12 protein-coding genes are annotated in these 13,653 nt (G+C 70.5%); 5 read left to right on the forward strand and 7 right to left on the reverse strand.

Annotation, left to right across the window (positions count from 1 at the left end; genetic code table 11):
- The first annotated feature begins 176 nt into the window (after positions 1-176).
- Complete coding sequence (locus tag ACH4F2_RS16310) at positions 177-863, forward strand: maleylpyruvate isomerase family mycothiol-dependent enzyme (RefSeq protein WP_398133363.1); 687 nt, start codon at positions 177-179, stop codon at positions 861-863.
- A gap of 49 nt (positions 864-912) precedes the next feature.
- A complete protein-coding gene (locus ACH4F2_RS16315; RefSeq protein WP_398133364.1) occupies positions 913-1,569 on the forward strand; it encodes an MBL fold metallo-hydrolase in 657 nt (218 codons plus the stop codon).
- 131 nt (positions 1,570-1,700) lie between these two features.
- Here the strand turns inward: ACH4F2_RS16315 and aroQ are convergent, their stop codons facing one another.
- Entirely contained in the window at positions 1,701-2,174 is a 474-nt protein-coding gene (gene aroQ / locus ACH4F2_RS16320; protein WP_398133365.1) for a type II 3-dehydroquinate dehydratase, read from the reverse strand.
- Between the two features lie 104 nt (positions 2,175-2,278).
- On the opposite strand from aroQ, the gene ACH4F2_RS16325 reads away from it, so the two are divergent.
- On the forward strand, positions 2,279-3,325 hold the full coding sequence (locus ACH4F2_RS16325) for a S66 peptidase family protein (protein WP_398133366.1): 1,047 nt from the start codon (positions 2,279-2,281) through the stop codon (positions 3,323-3,325).
- Positions 3,326-3,339: 14 nt separating this feature from the next.
- On the opposite strand, the gene ACH4F2_RS16330 is transcribed toward ACH4F2_RS16325, so the two are convergent.
- The 6 genes from ACH4F2_RS16330 to ACH4F2_RS16355 form a co-directional block, all read right to left on the reverse strand.
- Positions 3,340-4,440, reverse strand: a complete 1,101-nt coding sequence (locus ACH4F2_RS16330; protein ID WP_398133367.1) for a calcium:proton antiporter — start codon at positions 4,438-4,440, stop codon at positions 3,340-3,342.
- A 197-nt stretch (positions 4,441-4,637) separates the two neighbouring features.
- A complete protein-coding gene (locus ACH4F2_RS16335; RefSeq protein WP_398133368.1) occupies positions 4,638-5,639 on the reverse strand; it encodes a TerC family protein in 1,002 nt (333 codons plus the stop codon).
- A 254-nt stretch (positions 5,640-5,893) separates the two neighbouring features.
- Entirely contained in the window at positions 5,894-7,933 is a 2,040-nt protein-coding gene (locus tag ACH4F2_RS16340) for a TerD family protein (protein ID WP_398133369.1), read from the reverse strand.
- A gap of 96 nt (positions 7,934-8,029) precedes the next feature.
- A complete protein-coding gene (locus tag ACH4F2_RS16345) occupies positions 8,030-8,608 on the reverse strand; it encodes a TerD family protein (protein ID WP_398133370.1) in 579 nt (192 codons plus the stop codon).
- A 142-nt stretch (positions 8,609-8,750) separates the two neighbouring features.
- A complete protein-coding gene (gene uvrB / locus ACH4F2_RS16350) occupies positions 8,751-10,889 on the reverse strand; it encodes an excinuclease ABC subunit UvrB (RefSeq protein ID WP_398133371.1) in 2,139 nt (712 codons plus the stop codon).
- Positions 10,890-10,929: 40 nt separating this feature from the next.
- Entirely contained in the window at positions 10,930-11,808 is an 879-nt protein-coding gene (locus tag ACH4F2_RS16355) for an MHYT domain-containing protein (RefSeq protein ID WP_398133372.1), read from the reverse strand.
- 292 nt (positions 11,809-12,100) lie between these two features.
- Between ACH4F2_RS16355 and ACH4F2_RS16360 the strand changes: the two genes are divergently transcribed.
- Both ACH4F2_RS16360 and ACH4F2_RS16365 read left to right on the forward strand, forming a co-directional pair.
- Entirely contained in the window at positions 12,101-12,985 is an 885-nt protein-coding gene (locus ACH4F2_RS16360) for a glycerophosphodiester phosphodiesterase (protein WP_398133373.1), read from the forward strand.
- Between the two features lie 85 nt (positions 12,986-13,070).
- Positions 13,071-13,625, forward strand: coding sequence for a methylated-DNA--[protein]-cysteine S-methyltransferase (locus ACH4F2_RS16365; RefSeq protein ID WP_398133374.1), 555 nt, complete (start codon positions 13,071-13,073; stop codon positions 13,623-13,625).
- Positions 13,626-13,653 lie beyond the last annotated feature (28 nt).

Below are 13,653 nucleotides of genomic sequence, written 5' to 3' on the forward strand. Positions count from 1 at the left end.
TCTTTCTCAGACTAGGGGGAGCCACTGACAACGCCGGTCGGATTCACCGGTTGTCAACAAACCCCGACTCCCCAGCATGCCCGACGCCGCGTCCGACCATATAGCACGCGCATTCGATTTGCGGGTGTCGTCCGCCGCCTTCACTCGAAGGTGTGACGCGGTCTAGGGTCAGCACCATGATTGATCACGCGCATGACCTGGCGTCTGTACGTGACGCTACCGAGCGGCTGCTCACCGCGGTCGGGAAACTGGACAACGCGTCCGTGACGGAGTCGTCACGGCTTCCGGGCTGGACCCGCGGCCACGTCCTCGCCCACCTCGCCCGCAACGCGGACGCCCTCGTGAACGTCCTCGAAGGACGCCCCATGTACGTCTCCGGCGAGGTCCGGGACGCCGACATCGAGCGGGACGCCCCGCGCCCCCTCGACTCCCAGCTCGCCGACGTGCGCGAGAGCGCGGCCCGGTTCCAGGACGCCTCGGCCGCGACCGCGGACTGGTCGCGCACCGTGGAGCTACGGGGCGGGGTCACCGACTCGGCCTTCCGGCTGCCGTTCCGACGGTGGGCCGAGGTGGAGCTGCACCACGTGGACCTGGGCATCGGATACGAGCTGGAGGACCTTCCGGCGGAGTTCACCGAGCGGGAGACCGGCTTCCTCGCCGCCCGCTTCGCCGGGCACCCGGACGTACCGTCCACCCGGCTCACCGACGGCACGCGCGCGTGGAGCACGGGCCGGGAGGCGAGCCACCCCGAGGTGACCGTCACCGGTTCCCCGGCCGGCCTGCTCGGCTGGCTCGCCGGGCGCCGCGAGGGGTCCGCGCTGACGGTGGAGGGCGGCCCGCTGCCGTCGCTGCCCCCGCTGTAGCACGTGGACGGCGGCCTGCGGGCCGCCTCCCGGCGCTAGGCTGGCCGTCATGACCTACAGCGGAGAGGTGCGGGTCGGCGGCCCCGCCGACGTGCACGAGCTCAAGGACCTGATGATCACCAAGGTCGCGGTCGGCCCGATGGACAACAACGCCTACCTGCTGCGCTGCCGGGCCACCGACGAGCAGCTGCTGATCGACGCCGCGAACGAAGCTCACTCGCTGCTCGGCACGATCGGTGACGGCGGCATCGCGTCCGTCGTCACCACCCACCGGCACGGCGACCACTGGCAGGCACTCGCCGACGTCGTCGCGGCCACCGGTGCCCGTACCTACGCGGGCCGGTACGACGCGGAGGGCATCCCCGTGCCGACCGACGTCCCGGTCGACGACGGCGACACGATCCGGGTGGGCCAGGTGGAGCTCACCGCGCGCCACCTGGCCGGGCACACGCCGGGCTCCATCGTCCTGGTGTACGACGACCCGCACGGGCATCCTCATGTGTTCACCGGGGACTGCCTTTTCCCGGGCGGTGTGGGCAACACACACGACGACCCGGAGGCGTTCGCGAGCCTGATGCACGACGTGGAGACGAAGGTCTTCGATGCTCTCCCGGACGAGACGTGGGTCTACCCGGGGCACGGCAACGACACCACGCTCGGCGCGGAACGGCCGCACCTGCCGGAGTGGCGCGCACGCGGCTGGTGAATGACGGGCGCGCGCGGCGGGCGCACGTCGCCCGCGTCTCCGCACGCGCCCGTGCGACACGACCTCCGCACGCGCCCGCGCACCGGTGGGCAGTGCGCGCTCCCGGCCGGCGGCCCCGGAACTCAGGCCCCTCAGGCCTGGGCCCGCCCCTCCCCGGCCAGTGCCGCGATCCGCTCCACACCGAACACGTACCCCTGCACACCGCACCCGGCGATGACTCCGTCGGCGCGCTGCGACACGTAGGAGTGGTGCCGGAACGGCTCGCGCTGGTGGATGTTGGAGATGTGGACCTCCACCACCGGCAGCCCGTCGCAGGTGTTGAGCGCGTCCAGGACGGCGACGGAGGTGTGCGAGTAGGCGGCGGGATTGATCACGATCCCGCAGTGCTTCAGCCGGGCTTCGTGGATCCAGTCGACCAGTTCGCCCTCGTGGTTGGACTGCCGGAAGTCCACGGTGCCGCCGTGCGCCGCCGCCGCCTTCACGCAGAGGGCCTCGACGTCGGCGAGCGTGTCGGAGCCGTAGATCTCCGGCTGGCGCTGACCCAGCAGGTTCAGGTTGGGGCCGTTGAGGATCATGATCGGGGCGTTGGCCAGGGTGCGGGGCACGGTTCCTCCGGTCCGTTCGGGGTGCGGCGGCCCTTGCGTGACCGCCGCTCGGACCCCGGTTTATCACGGTGCGCCGACAACCCGGCCGGCCGTACCCTCCGCCCATGACGACGATCGTGTACCCGCCCAAGCCGTCGCCGGGCGACCGTGTCGCGGTGATCTCCCCCGCCTCGGGGCTGCCGGGACTCTTCCCGCTCCCCTACGAGTTGGGCCTGGAGCGGCTGCGCAAGGAGTACGGCCTGGAGCCGGTCGAGTATCCGGCCAGCCGGAAGATGGGCTCCACGCCCGGTGAACGGGCCGCCGACATCCACGCGGCCTTCGCCGACCCCGGGATCAAGGCCGTGATCGCGTCGATCGGCGGCGACGACCAGATCACCGTGCTGCCGTTGCTGGACCGGGAGCTGATACGAGCCAACCCGAAGCCGTTCTTCGGCATGAGTGACAACACGAACCTGCTCGCCTACCTGCGCAACACTGGAATCGTCGGCTACCACGGCACGAGCGTCATGGTCGAGCTGGGGCGTCCCGGCGCCATGCACCCGCAGACCGCCGACTCCGTGCGCGCGGCGCTGTTCACCTCGGGCCCGTACGAGCTGCGGCCCGCCGAGCGCTGGAACGACGTCGACCGCGACTGGGCCGACCCTGCGACCTTCGACGAGGAACCCGGGTCCCGGCCCGGTTCGGGCTGGTCCTGGGTGAACGCCGACCGGGTGACCGAGGGGCGCACGTGGGGCGGCTGCCTGGAGATCCTCGGCTGGCTGCTGATGGCCGACCGCGAGATCGCGCGGGACCCGGCGGAGTACGACGGCGGCGTGCTGATCCTGGAGACCTCGGAGGAGATGCCGAGCGCGCAGGAGGTCTTCCGCACCCTGCGCAACATGGGCGAGCGCGGCCTGCTCCGCCGCTTCTCCGCGCTGCTGATGGCCCGCCCGAAGACCTGGACCTTCGAGCGCCCCAACAGCCCCGAGGAGAGCGCCCGGTACGCGGCGGAGCAGCGTGAGGCGGTACTGCGGGTGATGCGGGCCTACGCTCCCGAGGCCACGATCGTCTTCGACGTGGACTTCGGCCACACCGATCCGCAGGTCGTCATCCCGTACGGGGGCACCGTACGGGTCGACGGGCCCGCCCGGCGCATCACCGTCACGTACTGACGTCCCGCCCCCGTCTACGGGTTGACGGCGAGTTCCAGGTAGGCCGCGAACAGCACCAGGTGGACGCCTCCCTGCAGAGGCGTGGCGCGGCCGGGCACCACCGTCAGCGAGGCCACCACCACGGTCAGGGCGAGCAGCACCATGTGGGTGGAGCCCAGACCGAGGACCAGCGGTCCGGAAAGCCATACGGAGGCCAGGGCGACCGCCGGAATGGTCAGACCGATGCTGGCCATCGCCGAGCCGAGCGCGAGGTTCAGGCTGGTCTGCACGCGGTCGCGGCGCGCGGTGCGCAGGGCGGCGATCGTCTCGGGGAGCAGTACCAGCAGGGCGATGACGACGCCGACGACGGCGTGGGGCAGTCCGGCCCCCGCCACTCCGTCCTCGATGGTGGGCGACACCCCCTTCGCCAGGCCGACCACGCCGATCAGGGCCAGGGCCAGCAGCCCCAGGCTCAGCAGGGCGGTGCGGGCGGACGGTGCGTTGGCGTGGTCCTCGACGGTGATCACGTCGCCCTGGCGGGTGATCGGGAGGAAGTAGTCGCGGTGCCGCACCGTGAGGGTCGCGATGAACAGGCCGTAGAGGACCAGCGAGGAGAGGGCGGCGAACGTCAGCTGGACGGTGGAGAACTCCGGGCCGGGCGCGCTGGTGGTGAACGTCGGCAGCACCAGACTGAGCGTGGCCAGGGTCGCGACCGTCGCGAGGGCGGCGCCGGTGCCCTCCGGGTTGAACACCGCGGTGCCGTGCCGCAGGGAGGCGACCAGGAGGCTGAGACCGAACACGCCGTTGCAGGTGATCATCACGGCCGCGAAGACCGTGTCCCTGGCCAGGGTCGCGCTCTTGTCGCCGCCGTCCGCCATGAGGGTCACGATGAGCGCGACCTCGATGACCGTGACGGCAACGGCGAGGACCAGGGAACCGAAGGGCTCCCCGACCCGGTGGGCGACCACCTCGGCGTGGTGCACTGCGGCCAGTACGGCCGACGCGAGGACGACCGTCAGCAGTGCGACGACCGCGCCGGGCAGGTCGCGTCCCCAGGTGAAGGCCAGCAGCACGACCGCGGCCACGGGCGTGACGGTCGTCCACTGTGTGAGGAGCGCCCTGGGACGAGTGACCATGCGGTGATCGTCGCAGGGGGCGGCGGACGCCGCATTCCCTGTCACGCGGACCGGGGAACGGGTGCGACCGGCCACCGCGCACTCGGGGCAGGCTCAGGGTCCTTCCCCACGGCGTACGCCGGGAGCGGCGGGCGGCTCTTCGCCGCCTCGCCGCTCCCGGTGGTGGTCTCCCACGTCCGACTCGGGGTCGTGCGTGGTCAGGCCTCGATGCTGTCCTTCGGAGCGTCGTCGCCCTTGGTGGCGAGCGCTTCCGCCTCGGCCTGCTTCTTGGAGGCGCGGAGGCTGGTGATCGTGGTGACGATCAGGACGGAGCAGATCACACCGAGCGAGACCGGGATGCTGATCTCGGGGACGTGGACACCGGACTCGTGCAGGGCGTGCAGCACCAGCTTGACGCCGATGAAGCCCAGGATGACCGACAGGCCGTAGGAGAGGTGCACCAGCTTCCTCAGCAGGCCGCCGAGGAGGAAGTACAGCTGCCGCAGACCCATCAGGGCGAACGCGTTGGCCGTGAACACGATGTACGGGTCCTGGGTCAGGCCGAAGATCGCCGGGATGGAGTCGAGTGCGAAGAGCACGTCGGTGGTGCCGATCGCGAGCATCACGACCAGCATCGGGGTCATGATGCGCTTGCCGTTCTCCTCGATCCACAGCTTGGTGCCGTGGTATCGGTCGGCGACGCCGAAGCGGCGCTCGGCCGCCTTGAGCAGCTTGTTCTCCTCGAACTCCTCGTCCTCTTCGTCTGCCCGCGCCTCCTGGATGAGCTTCCAGGCGGTGTAGATGAGGAAGGCACCGAAGATGTAGAAGACCCAGGAGAAGTTGGCGATGATCGCGGCACCCGCCGCGATGAAGATGGTCCTGAGGACCAGGGCTACGAGGACACCGATGAGGAGCACTCGCTGCTGGTACTGCGAGGGCACCGCGAACTTCGCCATGATCAGGATGAAGACGAAGAGGTTGTCCACGCTGAGGGACTTCTCGGTGATGTAGCCCGCGAAGAACTCGCCGGCGGGCTGGCCGCCACCGAAGACGAGCAGGCCTATTCCGAAGAGGCCCGCCAGGGCGATCCAGACGGCCGTCCAGATCCCGGCTTCCTTGATCGATACGTCGTGCGGCTTGCGGCCGATGAAGAAATCGGCCCCGATCAGGGCAGCGAGGCCCACGACGGTCAGGACCCACAGGGTCACAGAAACTTCCACTACTACGCCTCCGGCAGTACGTCACACGGCAGATGTCAGCGTCGTCGCTGCCGGAGGTCTCTTCCACCCGGGTCCGGGACGCGTGACGCGTTCGGAGCCCACGGGCCGACGCCCCGGGATCTGGCCTGATCCGTATTGACGGGTACGCCGCACAGACAGGGAGTACTCCCCTCCGTACGGACGACAGTACCCCATTCCCCAAGGGATGGTAAAGAGATTCGCAAATTAAGCTCAAAAGCCCAGCTCGGGGGCGGTCAGCGCTCCCTCGGACGGCGGGCCGCGGCGACCTGGGCGAGCACCTGCTGCAGCACCTGGCTGCCGGGGGGCACGAGCGAGGGCTCGTACGTCCAGGCATGCCCGACCCAGGGGTCGGCGAGGTGGTCGTCGGCCACCGGCGTCAGCCGGAGCAGCGAGCGCCACAGGGGGTCGAGCAGCGGCCCGTACCCGGCGGACTCCTCACGGTCGGCGACCATCATCAGGTGGACGCCCACGGTCGGCCCCTCGTCGGCCAGATAGCGCAGCTGGTTCACCGCCCGGTCGTCGAAGCCGTGTGGGAAGTCGTTGACGATCAAGAGCTGCTGGGACGTGTCGAGACCGGGCGGGAGCGCGTCGGGAGCGCCCGCGCGCAACGCCATCTGCACCAGGTCGACGCGCTGGGTGAGGCGTGCGAGTACGTCCGCCGTCCCGGCGGCCCCCAGCGCGGGCGGGGCCGCGAGCACACCGCTGTGCACCAGTGGTGCCAGTGCCTGCGCCCCCGATCCGGCCGGGTCGATGACGTGCACGGTGAACTCGCCCGCCGGATGAACGGCGAGCAGCCTGGCCGCGTGCGCGACCGCGGCGTCCAGGCCCAGCCGCCGCACCTCGTGGGAGTCGGTGAACGAGCCGTCGAGCGAGGTGGAACGGCCACTGTCGATCCACAGGCCGCGCTCCAGCGGCAGCCGGGCCAGCAACGGGATGCTGATGCGGGGCGACTCGGGCAGATGGAGATCGCCCAGCCGCAGGGCCATGGGTATCTCCATGGGAACGCGGTAGGCGTGCCAGACGGGGTTGTCCCACCGCGCGTAGGCCGCCGGCAGGGCGGGTTCGACCACTTCCGCCTCGGCGGCGAGCTGAGCGACGTCCCGGTCCAGGACCTCCTGGGCCTGGGAGACGAGCTGGGCGTGCCGGGCACGCGCCGCCTCCCGGGCGGCGTCGCCCTGACCGCCGATCCGGCTGCGCGGGTCGGACAGGGCCTGGTCGAGTTCCTTCTCCATGCGTGAGTCGGCGAAGTCGACGGCGCTTCGGTACGCGGCCGTGGTGCGCGCCAGGTCCTCGAACATGCCCCACACCTGGTTGTAGAGCCGCTCCTCCATGGACCAGCCGGTGGCATCGCCCGCGACAGGCCGGGCGGGCTGTCCGGGTGTGGCCGGGGGCGCGACCGGTGGGGGCGGAGGCGGAGCGGCGTTCTGCCGGCGCGGGTGGCTGTAGTCGATCGGGCCGCTGCCGGAGTCCCCCGGTCCCTCCCGGTGCGGCTGCTGCGTGCCGTGCTGTCCGGGGACGCCGGGCGCCTGCGGGCCGGGCTGGGAGTCGCACGGGGACACCGGGGACGCCGGGGGCACGGGGCCGGTGCCTTGGGATGCGGTGGTGCCCTGGGATGCGGTGGCGCCGTGGTCCGGGCCGTGCGCCGGGGCGGCGGCCTGCCGTGAGCGGTTGCCGTCGGCCGTCCGGGCCCCAGGAGCCGGCGGCGCCGGCACCGAACGGGCCAGGCCGCCGGCCATCGCCTCCTGGATCTTCCCGGCGAGCTCGTGGGCCTGGGGCAGGTTCTGGTCGGTGAGGAGCTCGGCGAGGCCTCCCGCATAGCCCTGGCCGACGGCGCGCACCTTCCAGGCGTCCTGGCGCCGGTAGAGCTCCAGGGCGACGACGGCGGACTCGGCCTCCAGGCCGGTGATGGTGTAGCTGGCGACCTCGCCGCCGTCGAGACCCGTGACGGCGACGAAGGGAGCCGCGACGGCCCCGAAACGGGCCGGCCCCGTCCCGCCGGCGGGCAGGGCGAGCAGCACACTGACGCGGTGCACGGCGTCCGGCACGGCTTCCAGGTCCACCGCGAGACGATGGTCGGCGGCTGCCTGACGGGAGACCTCCAGACCCGGCAGGGTGGGTGAGCCCGGGTGGGCCACCCATTCGACGCCGTGTACTTTGCCGTTCTCGTCGCCGAGCGTGGCTCCGGCCACGATCGGTGTGCCGGCCGAGACCCGGATCTCGAGACGGGCCCGGGGAAGCGGGTGGTTCTGTCCCCGCGTCAGCTCGGCCGTCATCGCCTTTCCCCCTGTGTCACTCGTGCGTCACTCGTGATGTGCCGTGCGGCGCCCGCCCGTCCCGCTCACGGGACCGGCCGGCTCCCTGTCGGCCTGCTACAGGACCGGCAGGATCGCCGGCATCAGGTCCTGGAAGGTGCGGCCGTTGGCCGGGGAGCCGATGGCGGTCATCGCCCAGCCCTGGCCCGCCCGGTGGACCTTCGCCATGATCTGGGCCGTGTAGGCGCCACCGCCCGCCAGCGTGTAGCGGGCGAGCTCCTGGCCGTTGGTCTCGTCGACCAGCCGGCAGAACGCGTTCTGCACCTCTTGGAAGGTCTGCCCCGTGAACGAGTTCACGGTGAAGACGATCTGGTCGATGTGGACCGGGAGGCGCTGCAGGTCGACGAGGATGGCTTCGTCGTCGCCGCCCTGACCGACACCGCCGACGAGGTTGTCCCCGGTGTGACGCACCGAGCCGTCGTCGCTCACCAGGTGGCGGAAGAAGACGACGTCGACCGGCTGCTTGTCCGCGAACAGGACGGCGGAGGCGTCCAGGTCGACCTCCCGGGTGCGCGAGCCGAACAGGCCGCGCCGGGGAGCCGCCTGCCAGCCGAGACCCATGCGCACCGACGTCAGGCTGCCGCCGTCGTTCTTCTGCAGACTGATGGCCTGACCTTTGGTCATGTTGACGGTCACGCGCTGATCCCCTCTCGAGCGGTCCCCTGTTGCCGCGGTCCCCGCGGTTGACCAGAACCCTACGCAGGGGCACTGACAGTGCCCCACCCGAGCCCGCACTTTGTGTCGGTCTTGCAACACAGCGCGTGCCCGGGGCGGGCCGTCAGGCCAGGCCGGCCTCCTTCATCTGGCGCAGTTCCTTCTTCATCTCGGAGACCTCGTCGCGCAGCCGGGCGGCGATCTCGAACTGAAGGTCCGCGGCGGCCGCCCGCATACGAGTGGTGAGCTCCTCGATCTGTGCGGCGAGTTCGGTCGCCGGGCGGTCGGTCACCGCCGTCTCCTTCGCCCTGCCCTTGGCCGCCTTGGCACCACCCGTCGCCTGGCCTCCCAAGGAGGGCACGAGGGCCTTGGCGCCCTTGCCGTCCTTCGACTGGCGGTAGCCCGAGCCGAGCAGCTGGTCGGTGTCGACGTCCTCGCGGGCGATCTGCGCGACGATGTCGTTGATCTTCTTGCGGAGCGGCTGCGGGTCGATGCCGTTCGCCTTGTTGAACGCGACCTGCTTCTCGCGGCGGCGGTTGGTCTCGTCGATGGCCTTCTCCATCGCCGGCGTGATCTTGTCGGCGTACATGTGGACCTGGCCCGAGACGTTGCGCGCCGCGCGGCCGATGGTCTGGATCAGGGAGGTGCCTGAGCGCAGGAAGCCCTCCTTGTCGGCGTCGAGGATGGCCACCAGGGACACCTCCGGGAGGTCGAGGCCTTCTCGGAGCAGGTTGATGCCGACCAGGACGTCGTACTCGCCGGCCCGCAGCTCCCGGAGCAGTTCGACGCGGCGCAGGGTGTCGACGTCGCTGTGCAGGTAACGCACCTGGATGCCGAGCTCCAGGAAGTAGTCGGTGAGGTCCTCGGCCATCTTCTTGGTGAGCGTGGTGACCAGGACGCGTTCGTCCTTCTCGGTCCGCTTGCGGATCTCGTGCACCAGGTCGTCGATCTGGCCCTCGGTGGGCTTGACGACGACCTCCGGGTCGACGAGGCCGGTGGGGCGGATGATCTGCTCGACGGCGCCGTCCGAGCGGGAGAGCTCGTAGGTGCCCGGGGTCGCCGACAGGTACACGGTCTGCCCGATGCGTCCCTGGAACTCCTCCCACTTCAGCGGGCGGTTGTCCAGCGCGGAGGGCAGCCGGAATCCGTGGTCGACCAGGGTCCGCTTGCGGGACGCGTCGCCCTCGTACATGGCGCCGATCTGAGGCACGGTGACGTGCGACTCGTCGATGACGAGCAGGAAGTCGTCCGGGAAGTAGTCCAGCAGAGTGTTCGGCGGGGAACCGGGCAGGCGGCCGTCGAAGTGCATGGAGTAGTTCTCGACGCCGGAGCAGGAGCCGATCTGGCGGAGCATCTCCAGGTCGTACGTCGTACGCATCCGCAGTCGCTGGGCCTCCAGGAGCTTGCCCTGCTTCTCCAGCTCGGTCAGACGCTCCGCCAGCTCCTTCTCGATGTCGCCCACGGCCCGCTCCAGGCGCTCGGGGCCCGCGACGTAGTGGGAGGCCGGGAAGACGTACAGCTGCTGGTCGTCGCTGATGATCTCGCCGGTGACCGGGTGGAGGGTGGACAGGGCCTCGATCTCGTCACCGAACATCTCGATGCGGACCGCGAGCTCCTCGTAGACCGGGAAGATCTCGATGGTGTCGCCGCGCACCCGGAAGGTGCCGCGGGCGAAGGCCATGTCGTTGCGCGTGTACTGGATGTCGACGAAGCGGCGCAGCAGCTCGTCCCGGTCGTGTTCCTCGCCGACCCGGAGCGGGACCATGCGGTCCACGTACTCCTGCGGGGTGCCGAGGCCGTAGATGCAGGAGACGGAGGCGACCACGACGACGTCACGGCGGGTGAGCAGTGAGTTGGTCGCGGAGTGGCGCAGGCGCTCCACCTCCTCGTTGATCGAGGAGTCCTTCTCGATGTAGGTGTCCGACTGCGGGACGTAGGCCTCGGGCTGGTAGTAGTCGTAGTACGAGACGAAGTACTCGACGGCGTTGTTCGGCAGGAGCTCGCGGAATTCGTTCGCCAGCTGGGCGGCCAGTGTCTTGTTCGGCGCCATCACGAGGGTGGGGCGCTGGAGCTTCTCGATCATCCACGCGGTGGTGGCGGACTTGCCGGTGCCGGTCGCGCCGAGGAGGACGACGTCCTTCTCGCCTGCTTCGACACGCCGGGCGAGCTCGGCGATGGCCGCCGGCTGGTCGCCGTTCGGCTGGTAGGGGCTGACGACCTCGAAGGGCGCCACCGTGCGTTCGATCTGGGAAACGGGCCGCATGGGTTCCACCGTACGACCCCGCACTGACAACGGGTCCGGATCAGCGGTTCTGCGGGGTGCGGGAGCGCCGGTGGACGAGGGGGCGGCGCGTGGGGTGCTCGGGGTGGTGGGCCGGCCGGCGGGCCGTGTGCGGGGCCCGGGTGTGGGCGGGGACGCCCGGCTTTCGCTGCGCGGGGGTCGCGGCGGGCTCTCCCATGACCATCAGCGGATCGACCACGACGACGACCCCGGCGAGGAGGAGGAAGGCGAGGGGGCCGATCAGCATGGGGGCGAGCAGTTCGGCGGGCGAGCCTCCGCTGGAGGGGTCGGTCGTGCCGTGGAGATGGACCTCGAGGGCGGCCATGCCCGTGTAGTGCATGCCGGTGACGGCCAGTCCCATGATCAGGCTGGCGCCCACGCTCCACAGGAAACCGCGGACCTGTCCGGCCGCCCACAGGGCGGCGGTGGCGGCGGCCATGGCTATCACGACGGAGACGGCCACGGTGAACGTGTTGTACGTCAGCTGCCCGTCCAGGCGCATCCCGGCCATGCCCAGGTAGTGCATCGAGGCGACGCCCAGGCCGGTGATGGTGCCGCCGGTGAACAGGGCCGTTCCCCGCGCGCCCCGGTAGCCGACGATGAAGATCCCGATGCCCACCATCACGATGGCGACGGCCAGGCTGGCGAAGGTCATCAGCCAGTCGTAGCGGATCGGCGTGTGTTCGACCGTGAAGCCCATCATCGCGACGAAGTGCATGGTCCAGATGCCGGAGCCGATCGCCGCCGAGCCGAGGGCGAGCCATCCGGGGCGCCAGGCCCGGGGGGCCCGCATGGACCTGGTGGTGCAGCGCAGACCGAGGGCACCGCCGAGACAGGCCATGAGGTAAGCCACCAGCGGTGTGACGAGCCCGTAGTTGAATCCCTCGACCGTGCTTTGCATGTGCGGCTGCCCTTCCGCCTTCTCGCGCCCCGGTCGTGTGCCGGAATCTCCGTGATCTGCGCCCCCCTCCCGGGACCGCGTCAACGGTCAGGGTCGAGGCAGAGAGTATGCCTCCCACCGGAATGGTCGAACGATTCTCCGGCAAAGAATCACGGGTTTGCCCCACTTGTGCGGCCCCGGTGAGTGGAGTTGAGCAACTCCGTTCAGTCCGTGGCCATTCTGCGCCCCTCTCCCATTGACTCTCTGATGCCACAGTGGTGCTGTCCGTGATCGCTCGACGCGAGGAGTACGCATGCACGTGCGCACAGTAGCCGTCACGACCACCGCGCTTCTGGGAGTCGCCCTGCTCGCTCCGCTTTCGCATGCCCGGGCCGCCCAGAGTGACGACGGGCCCTCGGTCGTCGCCCACAGGGGCGCTTCCGGGTATGCGCCGGAGAACACGCTGGTCGCCGTCGACAAGGCGGCTGAGCTGGGCATCCGCTGGGTGGAGAACGACGTCCAGCGCACCCGGGACGGCGAACTCGTCGTCCTCCATGACGACAGCCTGAGCCGTACGACGAATGTGGAGGAGGTCTTCCCCGACCGGTCGCCCTGGAAGGTGAAGGACTTCACCGCCGCGGAGATCGCGCGGCTGGACGCGGGGAGCTGGTTCGGGTCCCGGTACGCGGGCGCGCGCGTGCCGACACTGAAGCAGTACGTGGACCGCGTGGAGCACAATCACCAGAAGCTGCTGCTGGAGCTGAAGAACCCCCAGCTGTACCCGGGCATCGAGCAGCAGACCCTCAAGGTACTCGCGAACGAGGGCTGGCTCGACCGGCGGCATGTGGCCGGCCGGCTGGTCGTGCAGAGTTTCAGCGCGGACAGCATCCGGACCGTCCATGAACTGAAGCCGGCCGTCAAGACCGGGTTCCTCGGCACGCCGCCCGTGTCGGACCTCCCCGCGTACGCCGAGTTCACCGACCAGATCAACCCGTCGCACGGCTCCCTCTCCACGGGCTACGTCTCCTCGGTCCACGCCTTCACGGGAGCGCACGGCAGGCAGCTGGAGGTCTTCACCTGGACGGTCGACGACGTCGACACCGCCCGACGGGTCGCCGGGTACGACGTCGACGGCATCATCACCAACAAGCCCGACGTGGTGCGGGACGCCGTGGGCGAGGACCCGGCGGACCGGTGACCCCGTCCTGCCGGGGGCAGCGAACGGAGGCGTTCTCCGCTGTCCCGTCCCGGGCGTTGTCAGTGGCTGCCCGTACCGTGGGCGCATGGACAGCCATGGACAGTACGAACAGCGGGTCGTGTGGACCGTCATCGGCACCGGCATCGGTCCGCTGCTGCTGGCCGCCACCCGCGACGGTCTGGTCAACGTGGTGTTCCACGCCACCGACGCCGCGCGTGACCGGGCACTCGAGAGACTCGCGGCCCGGCTGGGCACGGAGCCCGTCGAGGCACCCGGCTCCCCGCTGCTGACCGAGGCCATAGGGCAGGTGGAGGCCTACTTCGCGGGCAGGCGGCGTGACTTCGACCTGCCGTTGGACTGGTCGCTGATCTCAGGCTTCAACCGCCAGGTGCTGCGCGAGCTGGCCTCGGGCGTTCCCTATGGCTCGGTCGTCGGCTACGGCGACCTCGCCGGCCGGGTCGGCCAGCCGGGCGCCGCTCAGGCGGTGGGCATGGCCATGGGGGCCAACCCGCTGCCGGTCGTCGTGCCGTGCCACCGGGTCGTCGAGAGCGGCGGCGGCATCGGCGGGTTCGGTGGCGGCGTGGACACCAAGCGGCAGCTGCTCGCCCTGGAGGGCGTGCTGCCCGAGCCACTGTTCTGACGCCCGGCCGGCCGGGTGGTGCCGGGAG

The organism is Streptomyces sp. NPDC017890 (assembly GCF_044328675.1).
Taxonomy (GTDB): Bacteria; Actinomycetota; Actinomycetes; order Streptomycetales; family Streptomycetaceae; genus Streptomyces.